Below are 18,509 nucleotides of genomic sequence, written 5' to 3'. Positions count from 1 at the left end.
TGTGAAGCGAGTTCCGGCGGTGGGCTCGCGCATCAACGTGACCCCCGACAGTCAGCAGGTCGACACAGCGCACCTGGGTTTCACCACCAGCCCCCACGAGGAATGCGCTGTGGAGGAAGCCGCGCAGATCACCGAGCGGCTCGACGGCGACGACCATGCCGTGGTGGTGCTCACCCTGGGACCCGAAGAATCGACCGAGCAGTTGCGCTACGCAGCCAGCGTCGGAGGCACCGCACTAGCGCTGGTGACTGCCCCCGGCGGACTTGACTGGGATCCCCAGCGCACTGCAGTCGCCATCACCGACGCAGTGCGGGTACTCGAGGCGGCCGGCGGGCAATTCGATCTCATCCTGTTCGGCAACGAGTCGGCTGACGGCGGGAACTTCCAGGTCGGCATCCGTGTCGCTCACGCGCTCGGCCGCCCGATCGTGAACGGCATCAAGGGCATCGACATCGCAGAGAACGGCTTTGTAGCTCGCCGCGAGACCGACGCCGGCTATGAGGTGTACGAGCTGGACGCTCCCTGCGCCATGGGCGTCAAGGAGGGCATCAACCTGCCCCGCTACCCGACGATGAAGGGACGGTTGGCGTCACGCAAGGCGCAGATCCAGTTGCTCGAGGGTGCGCAGGACGCTGCAGCGGGAGGGCAGGCCCGGGTGCGGCTGCACCGACCGCCCGAGCGTGCCAGCACCACGGTCGTGCTTGGGGACAGTGCCGCAGCTGCTCCCGCCGTGGTGGACCTGCTGGACGAACTGGGGGTGCTGTGAGCGGCGTCGCTGTGCTCATCGACCACGACCGTGGTGTGCCCTCCGGCGGTGCCCTTGAGGCCCTCACCGCCGCCCGGGCATTGGCTTGTGATCTCGGCGTAGCCACCGAGGCAGTCGTGTTGGGCGACGTGACGCTGTTCGAGTCCCACGACGCCGAGCTCACCGCTGCCTGCGCGGCTTACGGCGCAACGACGGTGCATTGCGGCCGCCACGAACTGCTTGCCGACTACGGGCCCGACGCCTGGGGCGCTGCGTTGGCCTCATTCCTCGATACCGCACAGCCCGCTGCGGTGGTCGCGGCGGGCACTGATCGAGGGGCCGAAACGATGGCCCAACTGGCGGCCCGAGCCGACCTGCCGCTCGTGGCCAACTGCGTGAGCGTGTCGGCTGGAAGCGAACCGTGGCAGATCACCCGGATCCAGTGGGGCGGATCGCTGCTCGAGGACGTGACGCTGGACACGACTCTGCCGTTGTTGACCTACGCCCAGCACGCCATCGAGGCCGAACAGACACCCGGCGGCGACGTCGCTCCCGACATTGTCGACTTCGAGCCCGAGGTGGGAGCCGAAGCGCGGCGCACGCTGGTTCGCGACCGGGTCACCCTGACCGAAGGCATCACGCTGTCGACCTCGCCGGTCGTGGTGTCTGGCGGCCGCGGCGTCGGCTCCGCGGAGGGATTCGCCCAGCTCGAAGAGCTTGCCGAGCTGCTTGGGGGTCGGGTCGGCTGCTCTCGTGCTGTCACCAACAACGGCTGGCGGAATCACGCCGATCAGGTGGGCCAGACCGGCACCCGTATTGCTCCGCAGATCTACATCGCGTGCGGCATCTCGGGCGCCATCCAGCATTGGGTGGGTGCCATGGGATCGAAGAACATCCTCGCCATAAACATCGACCCCGAAGCCAACATGGTTACCAAGGCGGGGTATGCCGTCATCGCCGATCTGCACGAAGTCGTGCCGGCAATCTCCGACGAGATCCGGCGACGCCGCGACCGCCCCAGCTAGCCCGGCTTCACATCGACAGGGGTGCCCGGCCGGCGAGGTGCTCGGCCAGGTTCGATGCTGCCGTGATCAGCATGAGGCCGATGTCGTGGGTGCGGTTCGGATCGGGAAACCGGTAGGCGGGGCCATGCACGTGCAGCGCCGCCACCGCGGTGCCTTCCTCATTCAGCACCGGTGCCGCCGCCGAGTTGATGCCGACGGCGAACTCCTCGTACACCCAGACATAGCCCGCGCTGGCGATCTGTGCCAGCCGGGTCCGCAACGCGTCTGGGTCGACCACGCTGTTCACGGTCGTCGCTTCGAGGCCGCCTACGAGGTACTCCTCCAAGGACTCGGGACTGAGATGCGCCAGGTAGACCAGTCCCGAGGGCACCAGGTGCAATGGGCAGTACTCACCGATCCACGAGCGCACCTGCACTTCAGATTCGGGTTCGACCTGGTCGAGGTAATAGACCGTCCGGTCCGCACGAACGCTCACTCCCGCCGTCTCACCGACCTGGTTGACCAAGCTGTGCAGGTGTGGGCGCGCCGCAGCCAGCAGACCTCGGTCGTCACCAGCAGCACCGATGATGTCGATGAGCCCTTGCCCGATCCGGTAGTCGCCACCGGTGTCGTCCTGGGCGACCGCACCGACGGCTTCAAGCGATGTCAGCAGCCGCGCCACCGTGCTCTTGGGCAGTCCGACGCTGTCCGCAACGTCGGTGACGCCCTGCGGCCCGACGGCCAGCGCGCGCAGCACCGCAAACGCACGAGAGATGGACTGCACTCTCACCACCGTACCCCGCGTGCGACACAGGCCCGTCTCCTGACCGCCATTTTGTACCGTATTGTGGAACTGTTCTGCTCTGTGGAACAAATCGGGACACAGGTGACGGACGGTGACGTGTCCGCGTCCTACTATCGGGGCCGAGCGCGCGACGGGGTCATCCATTGGGGGGAAGGCTGATGCCACAGCGGATCAACTCACGATTGAGGAACCGCAACCGATCGTTGCCCCGGCTCGACACGCCGCTGGTTCGCGACGGCGGCGTCCTGCGGCCTGCGAGCTGGAGCGACGCACTTGACCGTGCCGCGACGGGCTTGGCGGCGGCCACTCAGCAGCACGGTGCCGGTGGCGTCGGCATGTTCTCATGCTCGAAGAGCACCAACGAGATGAACTATGCAGCCCAGAAGTTCATGCGAACGGTGCTGAAGTCCAACAACATCGACTCCTGTAATCGCACCTGACACGCGCCTTCTGTCGTCGGTCTGGCGACGGTGTTCGGTCTCGGAGGCGGGACAAGTTCCTACCAAGAGATCCACGAGGCCGATGTGATCCTGCTGTGGGGATCGAACGCTCGCGAGGCGCACCCGATCTTCTTCCACCATCTGTTGCGAGGCCTCGACAACGGAGCCGAAATGTATGCGGTGGATCCCCGCCGCACCTCCTCGGCCGAGTTTGCGGACGTGTGGCTGGGTCTCGACGTGGGTACCGATATCGCTCTGGCGAATACCGTGGCCCGCGAGATCATTGCCCAGGGCCTGCACAACCAGTCCTTCATCGACCATGCGACCACGGGCTTCGATGCCTTCGCGGCATCGGTCGAACCGTTCACGCTCGACGAGGGCGAGCGGCTGACTGGCGTGCCGGCTCAGGCCATCGCAGAAATGGCACATGCATACGCCACTGCTCCCCGAGCGCAGATCCTGTGGACGCTGGGCATCACCGAACATCACACAGCGGTCGAGAACGTGCTCTCGCTGTGCAACCTGGCTCTGCTCACTGGTCACGTCGGTCGCCGCGGCTCGGGCCTCGTGCCCTTGCGAGGCCAGAACAACGTTCAGGGCGGCGGTGACATGGGCGCGTTGCCAGACCGTCTGCCCGGGTTCCAGCCGCTCGTCGATCCGCAGGCCCGGGCGAAGTTCGAGAGCACGTGGGGCTGCGAGCTGAACCCTGTACCCGGCAAGCATCTCACTTTGATGTTCGAAGCCATGGAAGAAGGTGAGCTTCGAGCCCTGTACGTCATCGGGGAGAACCCAGCCGACTCTGAGGCCAACGTGGCACACGCCCGCAAGCTGCTCCAGGGGCTCGATCTGCTCATCGTGCAGGATATCTCGCTGACACATACCGCCCGCATGGCCGACGTGGTCCTGCCTGCGGCAGCGGGCTGGGCATCCAGCGAGGGCACGGTGACGTCCTCGGAACGCCGTGTCCAGCGGGTGCGAGCCGCAGTGCCGCCGCAAGGTGATGCACGCGACGACGTGCGGATCATCAGCGACTTGGCGTTGCACATGGGGGCGCAGTGGCCCACCACCTCGCCAGAAGGACTTTGGGACGAGCTGCGGTCGCTGTCGCCGCTGCATGGCGGCATGAGCTGGGAGCGGCTCACCGAAAGCGGCGGCCTGCGGTGGCCGTGTCCCGACGAGGACCATCCGGGCACGGAGTTCCTCCACGAGTGGCTCTGGGAGCCAGATCTGGGGGGTCACGCTCCTGCGCCGTTCTCGGTCGTCACACATCGCCCGCCCGCCGAGGTATTGAGCGAGCAGTTCCCGCTGCGCCTGACCACCGGCCGGGTCCTCGACTCGTACAACACGGGCGCGCAGTCAGCCGGTTATTCCTCGCCGATCCGATCCGGCGACGCGATCGAAGTGAGTCCCGCCGACGCGGCAGATCTCGGGATTGCCGAAGGCGATGCGGTCCGGGTGAGCTCGCCCCGCGGTTCGGTGGACATGGAGGTGCACGTCACCGATCGCCTGCCCACCGGCTTGGTGTTCACGACGTTCCATTTCCCGGATCTGGTCGATTCGAACCTGCTCACCAATGACGCCTGGGACGCGCGCAGCGGGACAGCCGAATTCAAGGCTGCAGCGGTACGCATCGACCCGCTGAGATCCGGCCCGGACGCCGCAGGCGGCGCATTGAGCGCGGACGCCGTAGGCGGCACATTGAACCCAGCCGTCGCAGGCGACGCATCAAGCCCAGCTGCTGCGGCAGGTGGCGCTGGTGGCTGACCTGTTCTTCTCCGATGCGGAACCCACCGCATCGGAACGACGAGCGGTAATGGCCGCGCTCAGCGTTACCGATGTCGGCGATGGAGCCGTCGTGGTAGATCACCCCCGTCTCGTACGGGGAGGCACACGCCGCCGCAAGCAGATACGGCACCTGTTGCTGCCCGCCCTGCATGCCCTTCAACGAGAGGCGGGGTGGATCTCGCCGGGCGGTCTGAACTTTGTGGGTCGCACGCTGGGTGTGCCGCCGGCTGAGGCCTACGGGGTGGCCACGTTCTACGAGATGTTCCGCACCGACGCCCCGGCTCACGAGCTGAGTGTTCGCCATGTCTGCGTGGATCCGATCTGCGCTCTCGCCGGCGCAGCACCGTTGGCGGAGCATCTCCGCTCTCAGGGCCACGCGGTCCACGAAGGGCCGTGCCTTGGGCAATGCGAACGTGCTCCGGCGGTGTTCATCCAGGGTCGCCGTGAACCCGATCGAGTGCCGGCTGACGACGGCGGACCTGACTCGCTGCTGGTGAGCGTCACCGCTTCAACCCCTGAGGCGCCCAGCTTGCTGCGACACCTGGTGGGACGCCATTGGGGCCCAGATGAGTTCACCTCGATGGAGGCCTACCAGGACCGCGGTGGGGGTGCAGCACTCGACGCAGCGCTGCGCCTCGGACCTGACGAGGTGATCTCACAGGTCAGCGCCGCTGGGCTGTCCGGCCGGGGCGGAGCGGCGTTTCCCACCGGCATCAAGTGGCGGGCGGTGGCTGACGGGGACGGCCCCAAGCACGTCGTGGCCAACATCGACGAGTCCGAGCCCGGCACGTTCAAGGATCGCTTGCTGTGCGAACTGGACCCCCTGGCAATCGTGGAATCCATCACTGTCGCCGGCTTAGTCGTGGGCGCTGAGCAGGGCTGGATCTATATCCGGGGGGAGTACCCGCTGGCCACGCAGCGTCTGCGGCACGCCATCGCGCAGGCTCGGTCCGCGGGCTGGCTGGGCGACGATGCGGCGGGATCGGGCCAGCGCTTCGACATCGACTTGCGCCGAGGTGCCGGTGCCTACATCTGCGGCGAGGAGACCGCTCTGTTCAACTCGCTCGAGGGATTCCGGGGAGAGCCTCGCAACAAGCCACCGTTCCCCACCACGCACGGGCTATTCGGCCGTCCCACGGTCGTGAACAACCCTGAGACGCTGCTCAACGTGAGCGAGATCCTGCGAATCGGCCCCGAGGCGTATCGCAGTATGGGAACCGAGGGTTCGCCGGGGACGAAGCTGTTCTGCCTGTCCGGACACGTCGGCAGACCAGGGCTCTATGAAACTCCCTTCGGGATGACCCTGGGTGAATTGCTGACGCTGGCCGGTGGCGTGCAAGGCACGCTGCAGGCAGTCCTGCTGGGCGGCGCTGCGGGCAGCTTCGTCGGACCCGACGCCACCGATCTACCGCTTTCGCTGGAGGACACGCGTGCCGCGGACACCACGCTCGGCTCAGGCCCGGTGATGGTCTTCAACGACACCGCCGAGATGGGCGCCGTGATCGAGCGACTGGCCAAGTTCTTCCGGGATGAGTCGTGCGGCCAGTGCGTGCCGTGCCGCGTGGGCACCGTCCGTCAACACGAGTTGGTGACGCAGATCCGCGTGGCTGGCGCGCCGACGGACCCCCAGCGCGAGCTGCTGGGGGACATCGCCACCGCCATGGGCGATGCGTCCATCTGCGGTCTCGGCCACACGGCGGCTTCCGCGGTGCTCTCGGCGATGCGGCTCGGTCTGCTAGGAGACGATCAAGCATGAACGCATCCGGTGAGAACGTTGATGAGACGCCTGTCACGCTGAGCATCGACGGCCGTGAGGTCACGGTGCCCGCGGGTGAGACGATTCTGGCCGCCTGCACCGAAGCCGGCGTGGAGACGCCCACCATTTGCTGGGCCCCCAATCTGACCCCGGTCAACGTCTGCCGTGTCTGCGTCGTGGAACTCGAGGGGTCGCGCACATTGGTGCCCGCCTGCTCTCGACCCGCCGAAGACGGCATGGCGATCAGCACGGACTCCGAGCGGGTGCGTCACAGCCGGCGCATGGTGCTGGAGTTCCTGGGCTCTGCCAACGACCTCAGCCAGGCACCCGAGATCAACTCATGGTCGCAGCACTACGGCGCCGACCCTGGTCGGTACAGCTCGGCTCTGGGAGACGACGCCCCCTCGGGACCCGCCCATGTCGACGATCCCGTCCGCATCCAGGACGACCTGTACATCCGCGCGTACGACCGCTGCGTGCTGTGTTACAAGTGCGTCGAAGCCTGCGGAGACGACGCCCAGCACACCTTCGCCATCGCCGTGGCCGGGCGTGGCTTCGATGCCCGTATCCGTACCGAGTACGACGTCGAATTACCCGAGAGTGCGTGTGTCTATTGCGGCAACTGCGTTGCGGTGTGCCCCACCGGGGCGCTGCAATTTCGGAGCGAGTTCGATCTGCGTGCCGTGGGGGAGTGGCGACCGGACGACCAGTCCGTCACCCGCACCGTGTGCTCGTACTGCGGCGTGGGATGCAATCTCGAACTGCATGTACAAGACAAGCAGATCGTCAAGGTGATGTCGCCCGCGGATCACTCGGTGACGAGCGGCCACCTGTGCATCAAGGGTCGATTCGGCTGGCAGTACGTTCACGCGCCGGCCTTCGAGCCACCGACGACTGACACAGCGGAGCACTAGCCACAGGTGTCGGCGAACGAGCCGACCCCGGCCGCCGAAGGCGGCGCATCCGGTACAGGCGCCGAAGGCGGCGCATCCGGTACAGGCGCCGAAAGCGGCGCGTCGACGACGGTACGGATCAGCCGCCGCGAACGTGCCCTCCACCGCGCACATGAGATGGCAACTGGCCATGTTCCCCAGATCGCCCGCGCAACAGTCGCCGAACCCCACGTGGGCGGCCCGGCTCTCGCTTCACACGCCGCCCGCAGCACAGCCCTCTTTGCCGGCATCGCGCTCCTGATGGCCGGCAACGGACTGCAGAACACCTTGCTGGGAGTTCGGGCCACCTCGGAAGGCTTCGGTTCGACCGTTGCGGGTCTGGTCATGGCGATGAACTTCGTCGGCTTCCTGGCGGGCTCCGCGTTAGCTCCTCATTTCCTGGGGCAGGTCGGTCACGTACGCGTTTTCGCTGCGGGGGCATCGGCTGGCAGCAGCGTCGTGCTCGTGCAGGCGGTCTTCGTCAACCCACTGGTCTGGGGTGCATGTCGCTTTATGTGGGGGGTGTGCTTTGCCGCGTTGATCGTCGTTGCCGAGACGTGGCTGAACGAGCTGGCGACAAACGAGAATCGCGGTCGGATGGTGGCCCGCTACATGGTCATCACGATGGGCGCCATTGCCGCGGGCCAGCTCTTGGTGGCCGTCGCCGACACCAACGGCTTCGCCCTCTTCGCGGTGGTCTCCGTGCTGGTCTCGCTGGCGCTCGTGCCGATGTCGCTGTCCGCATCTGCCAACCCGCCGGTGATGGTGCATGAATCAGTCGGCCTCCGGACGCTCATGGGGACCGCACCCACCGGCGTGGTGGTGGCCTTCCTGATCGGCGCCGCTCTGGGATCCATTTCCGGCATCGGATCGGTATACGCCGCGTCGAGGGGATTGTCGCCGCTGCAGGTCGCGTTGTTCGTGGCAGCCCCGATGATCGGCAGCTTGTTCGGGCAGATCCCGCTCGGCCGCCTCTCAGACCGCGTGCCTCGGCGCATCGTCATCGTGGCGGCAGCTTCGATTGCCGGCGCTGCCTGTCTCGTCATGCTCGCTCTCGACGAGCGAGGCTTCGCAGGCATCGTCGTCATGGGAGTGATGGGAGCGTTCGCCTACCCGATCTATTCGATGGCAGTGGCACAGACAAACGACTGGCTTCGGGGTTCCCAGCGAGCCGGAGCCAGCGCCGTACTGGTGCGCATGAACGGGGTCGGCGCCACGGTGGGACCGATCTGTGCCGCAATCGGGATGTCCCTGACGCTCAACGCGTTCTACTTCGTCATGGCGGCGGCGTATGTCTCGGTCGCAGTGTTCGTCGCTGCCCGCATGCTGCTCGTTGCCGGTCCGACCGTGGCACAGCAGGGCCAGTTCCTCCCGATCCCTGCACGGGCCTCCGCTGCGGTGGCTGCGCTGCTGCGCCGGCGCCGGTGATGGCGCAACGGCCCTAGGCAGGATCGATGGGGGCACTGTTCGGTCTGCTCACCTCAGTGAGCATCGGCACCAGCGACCTGTTCGGACGCCGTGTGGTGATGCGGTGCCACGTCCTCTCGGCGATGATCACGTTTCAGGGCACCGCAGCGATCATCTCGCTCGCAATCGTGCCCTTCGTTCCAGGATCGTTCGCCAGCGACGACTTCCTGCGCGGCCTGGTCTCGGGCGTCGGCTTGGGCACGGGCCTTGCCTGCTACTACACATCGCTGGATCGGGCCGGGTCGGCAGTGGCTGCACCGATCGTCGCCACGCTGTCAGCCGTCATCCCGTTCGCCTACACCACGCTGAGGGGCCACGATCCGCCGCTCATCGCCATCATCGGCGCGGCGGTGGCTTTCGGAGGCCTTGGACTGGTGACCGCCGGGGGCACCCGCGGCACTCACGTGGCGACCGGAACGGCATGGGCACTGGTGTCGGGCATCGCGTACGGGGTGGGACTCGGGATCCTGGTGGACCTCTCCGAGAGCTCAGGTGCCTGGCCGGGAGTCGGGCAACGGCTCTCCTCGGTGGCGGCCATGGCTGCGCTGGTTGCGATCCGCCGCCTGCCGGCACTGCCTCCGCCCGAGGTGATGGGCTACGCCGTGCTGACGGGAATCGCTAGCGCCGGTGCCACCATCTTCTACATCGTCGGCATCTGGTTCGACGCACCGGCAACTGTCGTGGGCGCGTCCATGTTCCCGGTGATGAGCGTCCTCGTCGGCCGGGCTGTCTACAACGATCCCATCAACGTGCGCCAGGCCATCGGCATCGCCGCGGCCGTGGTAGGCGTCACCGCCGTCGTCGTGTCCTGATGAGCAATCGGTAGACGAGGCGCCGCTCTGCCTCAACACAACTACCATGGTCCTGTGCGTGCCGCCTGGAGAGCGCTCGCTGCAGCAATTATCTGCCTTGTTGCCATAGCGGGCATCCCGACAGCGGCAGCCTCGCAGGCCGCCGACCCCGAACTCGCGGACGTGACGCCGTACCGCTACGGCGGCGCAGATCGGTATTCGACATCGCTGCTGGTTGCCGAAGCCGTGGCTGCAGATGCAGATGGCACTCTCGACTGGGCTGTCATGGTGTCGGGACGCAGCTGGCCCGAAGCCGTCGTAGCGGCGTCGGTGGCAGGCGCTCTCGATGCGCCGATCCTGATGACGCCTCCCGACCATCTTCGAGCAGATGCCGCTGCGTTTCTTGTCACGACCGGCGTGTCACGCGTGCTGATGATCGACTCACAGGACCCCGCAGCAGGAACCGACTCCCAAGTCGGCGAAGCTGTCGTCGACGGTCTCGAAGCCCTCGACATCACAGTTGAACGCGTGAGTGGTGCCGACCGGTATGACACTGCCGCCTTGACTGCCAGCAAGCTGCGCCGGCTGCTGCAAGCTCATCACAGCGACACTGGCCACGTAGGCGTCATGCCAGGGCTGGGTCGAACGGCGATCGTGGCCAGTGGCGAAGTGTTCGCCGATGCTCTCGTGGCCGGGCCGATCTCGGCTCGGGGTCATCACCCTGTACTGCTCACCACCCCTGACGAGCTGCATTCCAGAGTCGCTTCGTACCTGCGACAGGCGCCTGTGGACCACGTAGTTCTCATGGGCGGTACGGCCGCCATCAGCGAATCGGTCGAGGTGTCGCTGCGCGAGCTCGGCGTAGCAATCACCCGGCTCGCCGGCACGACGCGCTACAACACGGCCGTCAAGGCCGCCGAGTTGGCGCATGGCCGCTACGGCTCCGGATCCGACGCTTGCTTCGGACACGCGAGCATCGGCATTGCCAGAGCGCGTGTGCCCTTCGATTCATTCAGCGCGGGGCCCCTGCTGGCGCGGCTTTGCGCACCGCTGGTGCTCGCCGATCCCGGGCAGATCCCCACCGACACCGCCGCCTACCTCGACGGCGTCCGTGCCACAGCACGTGACGCCGGTACCCAGGCAGTCAACCTGCAGATCTTCGGCGGCGACGCTGCCGTATCTGATGCGGCATTGTCGGAGTACCTCGGTCGAACGATCAGCACCACAGCTCCCGCCGATGACACAGTCACTCAGGATTCCGGGACTGCCAGCACCGTCTCACCCGCTCTGGCACCTGGTACATGCGGTGGCAACTCGGACGATCCGCCGCGTGAGCTATTTTCCGGTGTGAACGCGTCGTATCCAGCGTGGTCGCCGGATTGCCAGTACATCACTTACTCGGACGGCGGCACCATCTGGATTTCGCGCATCAACGGGAGCGATCGGCGGAAGCTCGTGGCCGACGGGACCGGTGGTTCCTACGACCCGGCATGGTCTGCCGACGGCTCCAAGATCGCCTATATGCACGAGCCGTACGCCACATCGAAGTGGGACGCAGGCATCTGGGTCATCAACGTCGACGGCACGGGAAGGAGACAGCTCACCGATGCCACCTACCACGACCGCGGTCCTGCTTGGTCACCTGACGGCACCACGATCGCATTCCGGCGTTTCGCCGAGAGCGAGCACTCCAACGCCATCTTGACGATCGACGTCACTGGCCAGAACCTGACACAGCTCACCTCGTACGCGACTCCCGACTATTCCCCAGTCTGGTCACCCGACGGCTCCACGATCGCATTCGTCTACAACGGCTCTGAGATCGCCCTGATGGCTCCCGACGGATCTGACTTCCGGCCAGTGGGAGGGGACGTCAACAGCAGCATCAGCTGGTCGCCTCGAAGTGACCGAATCGTCTTCGTCACCCACCATGAGGACAGCACCACGATCAGCACGATTCGCACCGACGGCCTGGGCCAAGAGACGGTTGCGGTAGTCGCAGGCCAGGCCCACTCGCCGGACTGGTCGCCCGACGGCGACCGGATCGCGTACTACCTCAGCGACGACCATGCCCACGCAACGGCGTATGCCGTCGGCTCTCAAGGCACGCCTCTCGAGGCTTCCCTTGACTGCAGGCCAGAAGGTCGCTCGCACACCACCGCAGGCTTCCCGCTGCCCGACTGGGCACCTTCAGCGGTGGGAAAGGTGCGCGTTGCGGTGTTGTTCGTCGACTTCCCCGATGCGCCGGCAGCCCACTCCACAGGCGAGGAGGTCGCGAGCAGCCTGCCCTATATGGAGCAATACCTCGAGGAGGCGAGCGGGGGGCGGCTCGATCTGCGTTTCAGCGTGCTGCACGAATGGCTCCGGGCTGAGGAGGGCTTCGACACCTACATTCACCACGACGCTCTCAGTACCGAGGCGAGCCAACTCTCTGCGAACTTGGCCTCCGGCAAGCTCGACTTTTCCGAGATCGATGCCGTGATGACGGTCTTCCCGAGCGATCAGTTCTCGATCGCAACTGCGACCGGCAACATCGACGTCGACGGCAGGACCATTCCGACGCTGCGCATGAACGTCTTGCACCGTTCGGTGAATCGCGAAGTCACTTCGAACGGCTGGGCCGCAGCGCACGAACTCCTCCATGTGTTCGGCCTCACCGATCTCTACAACACCGGGGGCGTCTCGCTGCGTCCCGATCGCAAGGCCGGATCGAGGCTCACTGCTTCCAATTTCGGGATCATGGGCCTGGGCGTCTACCACTTCATTGACGAGCACGACCGGATCTTGAACGACACGCCGCCGCTGCCGTCCGACCACTACCTAGTGGACCACTGGATTCGCTTCAGCGAGATGCTGGCTTGGAGCCGCTACCAGCTCGGGTGGTTGAGCGCTGATCAATTCAGCTGTATTACTCAGCCTGACACGGTCCTCTCGCTCGCCCCAGTGAGTCGCGATGGCAGTGACCTACGACTGGCCGCAGTGCCTGTCGCGCCTGCCAGAGCGATCGCTGTCGAAGTCCGTCGCAACATCGATAGGGACCGTTGGACCCCATTCGCCAACCAGGGCATCCTCGTGTACACGGTTGATGCCAGCAAGAGCGATCGACCGCTCAAGATCGGCAACGACAGCGGAAGCGAACTGATTGAGCAATTTCCCTTGCTTGGCGTCGGAGATGAGTTGACGGTGTGGGGCTACCGGATCGAAGTGCTCGCCGAGCGCGACGAGAACTACGTGGTGCGCATCCGGCAAGTTTCCTGAGCACCGAGTGAGCCTGACTGGGCGACCGCTACACGAGGGCGTCGGGTTCGGTGGCCTTGCGGCGGGCGATGTAGTCGCGGAGCTCTGCGTCGATGGCGTCGTCGATCGGCGGCGGCTCGTAGTCGGCCAGCATCTGCTTCCACACCGCATTGGCGCGTTGGGCTGCGTCGAGCGAGCCGTCGTCTGACCAACGCTCGAAGCTGTTGTTGTCAGCGATGGAGGACTGGTAGAAGGCCGACTCGAAGTTCTCCAGCGTGTGCGGGTGTCCCAGGAAATGGTTGCCGTGAGGGTTCGTGAGGAACGCTTCGAGGGCCTGCCCGTTGGGCGACATGTCGATGCCCTTGGCGTAGACCTCCATCATTCCGAGCTGGTCGGCATCCATGATGAGCTTCTCGTAGCTCAGCGCCAGGCCGCCCTCAAGCCAACCCGCTGCGTGCAGCACGAAGTTCACGCCCGCTGCCATCGTGGGCAGCAGCGTGGATGCCGATTCGTAGGCAGCCTGTGCATCGGGAGCCTTGGACGACGTGAACTGCCCGCCTGAACGGAAGGGCAGTCCGAGGCGCCGGGCGAGCTCCGCCATGACGTAGATGGCCAGACCTGCCTCGGGCGTGCCGAAGGTCGGGGCTCCGGTCGCCATCGACATCGACGAGGCAAACGTTCCGAAGATCACCGGTGCGCCCGGGCGCACCAGCTGGCAGAACGCCATGCCCGACAACGCCTCGGCCAGGCACTGTGCCGCGAGCGCGGCCACCGTCACCGGCGACATGGCCCCGGCCAGGATGAACGGCGAGATCACGCACGCCTGGTTGTGCTGCGCGTAGACCTCCGCTGCACCGAGCATGGTGGCATCCCAGCGCAGGGGCGACGATGCATTGATGAGGCTCGTCAGCACCGCGCGGTCGCCCAGGTCGCCGCCGAACGCAATACGGCACAGCTCGACCGAGTCCTCGGCTCGCTTGGCCGCGGTGACCGAACCCATGAGCGGCTTGTCGCTGTACCGCAGGTGGGAATACACCATGTCGAGATGGCGCTTGTTCACCGGCACGTCCACCGGCTCGCACACGGTGCCGCCGCTGTGGTGCAGGTGGGGGAGCATCCACGTCAGCTTCACCACGTTCTCGAAGTCTTCGAGCGTGGCGTAGCGACGTCCTTTGTCGAGGTCGGTCACGAACGGCGATCCGTAATTCGGGGCAAAGACCGTCGCATCGCCGCCGATCGGCACGGATCGAGCCGGGTTGCGGGCGTGCTGAATGTATTCCGAGGGCGCGTTGTCCTGAACGATCTGCCGGCACAGACCGCGTGGAAAGCGGACGAGCTCCCCATCAACATCGGCACCCGCGTCGCGCCACAGCTCTAAGGCGCGAGGGAATTCCTGAAAGGCGATACCAACCTCGGACAGGATCGTCTCGGCATTCGCCTCAATCTGGGCCAGACCTTCGGAGTCCAGCACACTGACCGGGGCCAGCCTGCGGGTCAGGTGGGTGTACGTGACTTGGTCACTGGCCGCCCGCAGAGCCTGGCGGGCCGCCCGCCCGCCTCCTCGCCGTCGTGTTCGTTCAGTCATCGTTGCTTTTTACCTTCCACTGCAGAACCTTCTACTGCAGACCTACCTTCACTCATCGCCGCCGTCGCTGCCGGGAGCGGCGTGGGGATCGATCAGAGCGTGCGCCACCGGAGGCACCGGGGTCCGTTCGTTCCGGCAGCTCAATGACCGTCGAGAGCCTCGGAGAGGGGGCTGTGGCGTGGGGGAGCGCCATGGCTGCCACGAAGAGCTCCTGGAATCGGGGCTCGGTAGCGGTCTCGATCTTGCGGATGTCGCGGACCACCCGTTCCATCTCGGCGCGTTGACTGCCTGACAGCAGCGCTCGAACTGCCCCCGTGCCCGCAGCGTTCCCGACAGAGCACACTGCGCCCGGGTCGCAGTCGCCGATGAGGCCGAGCACCATCGCCCGCACCGGATCGATGTGTGCGCCGAACGCTCCAGCGAGCTGCACACGATCGGGTGCTGCGATGTCGGCACGCTCACACAGCAGATCGATGCCGGCGCGCAGTGCTGCCTTTGCCAGCTGGATCGCCCGGACATCGTTCTGGGTGATGGTGATGGTCGGGCCGCCGGTGCCTTCGGGCGGCTCGTACAGCACGAACGACGACGTGCGGCCCTCGGAGATCACCCGGGTTGCCCGCTCGCCCTCGCTCGGCGGTGCCGCGATGACCCCATCGGCGCAGAGCACGCCCGCGAGATACATCTCGGCGATGACTTCGATGATCCCGGAGCCGCAGATCCCAGTCACCCCTGCAGCAGCACTGCGAGAACCGGCGGCCACCTGCCGCTCGATCGCCTCGGCGAAGCCGGGTTCGTCGGACCACAGGTCGCAGCCGATGACGCGCACGCGGGGCGTCCACGTCGTCGGATCGATGCGTACCCGTTCGATCGCCCCCGGTGTCGCTCGCTGGCCGCAACTGATCTGCGCTCCCTCGAACGCGGGACCGGTCGGGCTGGAGGCTGCCCACAGTCCGTTCGAGCTGCCCAGCACGATCTCGGCGTTCGTGCCCACGTCCACCAGGAGCGTGATTGCCTCATCTCGGTGCGGTCCGCCGGCGAGCACCGCTGCTGCGGTGTCCGCGCCCACGTGCCCGGCGATTGCCGGCCCGACGTAGACCCGAGCCGCTGAGCATGGCAGGTCCAACTCGGATCCGTCGAGCTCGACGGCGGCGTCGGTCGCCAGGGTGAACGGAGCCTGCCCGAGCGGGGTCGGGTCGATGCCGAGCGCTATGTGGATCATGATCGGGTTGCCGACAAGCACGACCTCCAGCACCGAGGCCGGCTCCAAGCCGGCGTCTGCGCACAACTCGGCGATCAGCGCTGCGAGGGCGTCGCGAACGAGCGCGGTGAGCTCGGGCGCCCCTCCGGGGTTCATCATCACGTACGACACCCGGCTCATCAGGTCCTCTCCCAGGCGTATCTGGGGATTCATCCGGCCTGCCGAGGCCAGCACTTCGCCGCTGTGAAGGTCGGTCAGATGGCCCGCGACGGTCGTCGAGCCGATGTCGATGGCGACACCGAGTGCTGCGGTCACGACTCCGGGCCAGACCGCTGCCACCATTCCGTTGCGCTCCGACGGTTCTGGCCCGCTCCAACGAACGGCAACCGTGACCAGCCGGTTGCCGGCATCGTCGGGAGTGCCCGCGGCGACCGACGCGTGGAGCTCCGCAAGCGCCCCGGGCAGGATCCCAGCGAGGCGAACACCCCATTCGGCGGCCACACAGTCGATCACGATCTGAGCGAGACCACGGCGCTCGTCCAATGTCGGCGGCGGCACGGTGACCGCGTGCAATGTCGACAGCGGGTCCAGCGCAATATCGCCGACATCGATCGATTTGCGCACCACAGGGCCGTGCAGCTGGCTCTCAGGCGGCACGTCGACGACGAGGTCGGCGCACACACGGGCCTGGCAACCGAGTCGGGCATCGGCACCCAGCGGTCGACGACCCCCATAGGCAGTCTCAGTTGCGCCCGGCGAGCTGAGAGCGTCGGCACGGGCCGTGATGGCCCACTTCGGGAATGAGCCCATCGAGGGGACGACCTGGCAGCGGCCGCAGATGCCGCGCCCGCCGCACACGCTGTCGAGATCCACACCGAGGTCACGAGCTGCGTCGAGCACACTTGTGCCTGCGCTCACGGTGCCTGCTCGGCCTGAGGGGGTGAACACCACCTTGCACCTCAGGGTCTCAACGCCAGCCTCGTCACTCACCGCTTCGCCCACTGCGATCACCCGGTCGGCGTCAATCACCGAACCTGGGCCGAGGTCGGCGGGCGGGAGCGGGCCCGGTGGCATCGGGACCTCGCTAACCGGTGCGAGCGCGACGTCCGCCCTGCCGGCGAGGACGGTCGCCGGCGCCGGCTCGGCCGTCGGCAACGTTATTCGCCCCCATGGCACTGCGATCTCGGTGCTCGGAGATCCACGCCGCGCAATTCTGATCGTTACCCGCCAGGACATCGCCGGCCATCACGGCTGCCTTCACTTCGGCGTGGAGCGGGTTCATGATGGCTGAGGTCAGTCCAGCACCGATAGCCATGGACAGGAAGGTGCCGGTGATGACGTTGCGGTTGGGCAGGCCGAAGCTCACATTCGACGCGCCGCATGTGGTGTTCACGCCGAGCTCGTCTCGCAGGCGTCGCACAAGCTGGAACACCTGCCGACCCGCGGTCGCCATGGCACCGATGGGCATCACCAGAGGATCCACCACCACGTCGTGACGCGGGATGCCGTAGTCGGCCGCTGCGTTCACGATGCGTCGCGCCACCTCGAAACGAACATCGGGATCTTCACTGATTCCCGTCTCATCGTTGGATATCGCGACAACGGCTGCCCCGGCTCGTGCTACGAGCGGCAGGATGCGCTCCATGACCTCGACTTCACCGGTCACCGAGTTGATGAGCGGCTTGCCGACGTAGGCATCGACGCCCGCTTCGAGCGCCTCGATCACCGAGGAATCGATGCTGAGGGGCACGTCGGTGACGGACTGGACCAGCTTGACCGCAGCGGCGAGCATCGCCGGTTCGTCGGCCAGCGGCACCCCGGCGTTCACGTCGAGCATGTGGGCACCCGCAGCAACTTGAGCGAGCGCATCGGCTTCGACCCGGCTGAAGTCGCCTGACAGCATTTCCTCTGCGAGCATCTTGCGGCCGGTTGGATTGATGCGTTCGCCGATCGTCACGAAAGGGCGATCGAAGCCGATGACGACTTCACGCGTGGCGGAGCTGACGACGGTTTCGGTCACGCGGGCACCTGGGCAATCACAGAGCGGCCCCTCGGTGCTGCGACGTGGATGAGCGCGGTCTCAAGGTCGCCATAGCCGGTCTCGACGATCTCCAGCGGAAGTCCCAGACGCTCCGCTCCCGCACGTGCGAACTCGGTGATACGTGCCCGCTCCGTGCCGTCAGGCGTCTGCGTCAGCAGGACAACCCGCCGGTAGTTGCCGAAGTACAACTCGGCAAGCTCAGGGTGATCGGCGATGCCGAGACCTCGCCACACGAGCAGGTCGAAGTGCCGGGCGAGGTAATCGGTGAGATAGAAAGTTGCCGGTTCGGCCTCAGACATCTCGGCGAAGCGCTGAGCAGTGGCAAAGAACTCGTAGCAGTGGGCGCCCTCGATACGCGACATCGCAGGAGCACCGCCCGTCGCAGACTTCGCCGTGAACTCTTCGCACAGATCGTCGAGAGTGCCAGCGGTGCCGCAGTCGGCATAGCCGAGCAGCACCTGCTGATAGGTGCGACCCGTGGCCTGCAGGCGGGCGATGCGCTCGCGCACGGCTCCAGCTATGAGCGAGGGCCGGTTGTGCAGCTTGGCGGGCAGGCACTCCACATCCACATGGTCGAGACCGTGGACGCCGACGATCGCTTGCAATTCGTTGACGAGCGCACCACAGGCGAGCACGAGGATGCGCTCGGCCGACGCATGCACGCCGCTCGCAGCAGGTGAACTGCTGCTGGGAATCGCTGCGGGAGCGCTGGGGGTGGCCATC

General features: G+C 66.4%; 13 protein-coding genes. 8 read left to right on the top strand and 5 right to left on the bottom strand.

All coding sequences use genetic code 11. The features are described from left to right. Position 1 precedes the first annotated feature (1 nt). Entirely contained in the window at positions 2-766 is a 765-nt protein-coding gene (locus tag ACPXYO_RS15460) for an electron transfer flavoprotein subunit beta/FixA family protein (protein ID WP_423922350.1), read from the top strand. Further along, on the top strand, positions 763-1,770 hold the full coding sequence (locus ACPXYO_RS15455; RefSeq protein ID WP_423922347.1) for an electron transfer flavoprotein subunit alpha/FixB family protein: 1,008 nt from the start codon (positions 763-765) through the stop codon (positions 1,768-1,770). The genes ACPXYO_RS15460 and ACPXYO_RS15455 overlap by 4 nt, the downstream gene beginning before the upstream one ends. A gap of 7 nt (positions 1,771-1,777) precedes the next feature. Here the strand turns inward: ACPXYO_RS15455 and ACPXYO_RS15450 are convergent, their stop codons facing one another. After that, complete coding sequence (locus tag ACPXYO_RS15450) at positions 1,778-2,533, bottom strand: IclR family transcriptional regulator (RefSeq protein WP_423922345.1); 756 nt, start codon at positions 2,531-2,533, stop codon at positions 1,778-1,780. A 179-nt stretch (positions 2,534-2,712) separates the two neighbouring features. Here ACPXYO_RS15450 and ACPXYO_RS15445 point away from each other — a divergent pair, with 179 nt between their 5' ends. Genes ACPXYO_RS15445 through ACPXYO_RS15420 form a run of 6 tightly spaced genes read left to right on the top strand, consistent with a single transcriptional unit; the run spans position 2,713 to position 12,983 of the window. Then, positions 2,713-4,758, top strand: a complete 2,046-nt coding sequence (locus ACPXYO_RS15445) for a molybdopterin oxidoreductase family protein (RefSeq protein WP_423922342.1) — start codon at positions 2,713-2,715, stop codon at positions 4,756-4,758. A gap of 49 nt (positions 4,759-4,807) precedes the next feature. Further along, complete coding sequence (locus ACPXYO_RS15440) at positions 4,808-6,535, top strand: NADH-ubiquinone oxidoreductase-F iron-sulfur binding region domain-containing protein (RefSeq protein ID WP_423923887.1); 1,728 nt, start codon at positions 4,808-4,810, stop codon at positions 6,533-6,535. Beyond that, on the top strand, positions 6,532-7,449 hold the full coding sequence (locus tag ACPXYO_RS15435) for a 2Fe-2S iron-sulfur cluster-binding protein (RefSeq protein WP_420623830.1): 918 nt from the start codon (positions 6,532-6,534) through the stop codon (positions 7,447-7,449). The genes ACPXYO_RS15440 and ACPXYO_RS15435 overlap by 4 nt, the downstream gene beginning before the upstream one ends. Before the next feature lie 6 nt (positions 7,450-7,455). Continuing rightward, positions 7,456-8,895 carry an MFS transporter gene (locus tag ACPXYO_RS15430; protein ID WP_423922339.1) on the top strand — a complete coding sequence of 480 codons (1,440 nt, stop codon included), beginning with the start codon at positions 7,456-7,458 and terminating at the stop codon, positions 8,893-8,895. A gap of 26 nt (positions 8,896-8,921) precedes the next feature. Beyond that, positions 8,922-9,746 carry an EamA family transporter gene (locus tag ACPXYO_RS15425; RefSeq protein WP_423922336.1) on the top strand — a complete coding sequence of 275 codons (825 nt, stop codon included), beginning with the start codon at positions 8,922-8,924 and terminating at the stop codon, positions 9,744-9,746. Between the two features lie 54 nt (positions 9,747-9,800). Next, positions 9,801-12,983, top strand: a complete 3,183-nt coding sequence (locus ACPXYO_RS15420) for a cell wall-binding repeat-containing protein (protein WP_423922333.1) — start codon at positions 9,801-9,803, stop codon at positions 12,981-12,983. 28 nt (positions 12,984-13,011) lie between these two features. On the opposite strand, the gene ACPXYO_RS15415 is transcribed toward ACPXYO_RS15420, so the two are convergent. The 4 genes from ACPXYO_RS15415 to ACPXYO_RS15400 are packed head-to-tail and all read right to left on the bottom strand — an operon-like array spanning position 13,012 to position 18,508. Next, the gene (locus ACPXYO_RS15415; protein WP_423922330.1) at positions 13,012-14,547 is read right to left on the bottom strand and encodes a trimethylamine methyltransferase family protein; all 1,536 of its coding nucleotides are present in this window, start codon (positions 14,545-14,547) and stop codon (positions 13,012-13,014) included. Between the two features lie 52 nt (positions 14,548-14,599). Next, entirely contained in the window at positions 14,600-16,819 is a 2,220-nt protein-coding gene (locus ACPXYO_RS15410; protein ID WP_423922327.1) for an ASKHA domain-containing protein, read from the bottom strand. Positions 16,820-16,829: 10 nt separating this feature from the next. Next, positions 16,830-17,765: a dihydropteroate synthase gene (locus ACPXYO_RS15405; protein ID WP_423922324.1), complete on the bottom strand. Its 936-nt coding sequence runs from the start codon at positions 17,763-17,765 to the stop codon at positions 16,830-16,832. Next, positions 17,762-18,508 (bottom strand): DUF1638 domain-containing protein, encoded by a 747-nt coding sequence (locus ACPXYO_RS15400; protein WP_423922321.1) that lies wholly within the window; start codon positions 18,506-18,508, stop codon positions 17,762-17,764. The genes ACPXYO_RS15405 and ACPXYO_RS15400 overlap by 4 nt, the downstream gene beginning before the upstream one ends. Between the last annotated feature and the right edge of the window lies 1 nt (position 18,509).

This window comes from Candidatus Poriferisodalis sp. (genome assembly GCF_965237655.1).
Classification (GTDB): domain Bacteria; phylum Actinomycetota; class Acidimicrobiia; order Acidimicrobiales; family Poriferisodalaceae; genus Poriferisodalis.
Note: the sequence above shows the minus strand (reverse complement) of the source record. Positions and strands in the feature narration are given on the sequence as shown.

What these genes read in the sequence shown, in the direction of transcription:
- ACPXYO_RS15440 (WP_423923887.1), top strand. Translation starts at nt 4,808, where the DNA reads ATGGCCGCGCTCAGCGTTACCGATGTCGGCGATGGAGCCGTCGTGGTA.
- ACPXYO_RS15435 (WP_420623830.1), top strand. Translation starts at nt 6,532, where the DNA reads ATGAACGCATCCGGTGAGAACGTTGATGAGACGCCTGTCACGCTGAGC.
- ACPXYO_RS15425 (WP_423922336.1), top strand. Translation starts at nt 8,922, where the DNA reads ATGGGGGCACTGTTCGGTCTGCTCACCTCAGTGAGCATCGGCACCAGC.
- ACPXYO_RS15415 (WP_423922330.1), bottom strand. Translation starts at nt 14,547, where the DNA reads ATGACTGAACGAACACGACGGCGAGGAGGCGGGCGGGCGGCCCGCCAG.
- ACPXYO_RS15410 (WP_423922327.1), bottom strand. Translation starts at nt 16,819, where the DNA reads ATGCCACCGGGCCCGCTCCCGCCCGCCGACCTCGGCCCAGGTTCGGTG.
- ACPXYO_RS15400 (WP_423922321.1), bottom strand. Translation starts at nt 18,508, where the DNA reads ATGGCCACCCCCAGCGCTCCCGCAGCGATTCCCAGCAGCAGTTCACCT.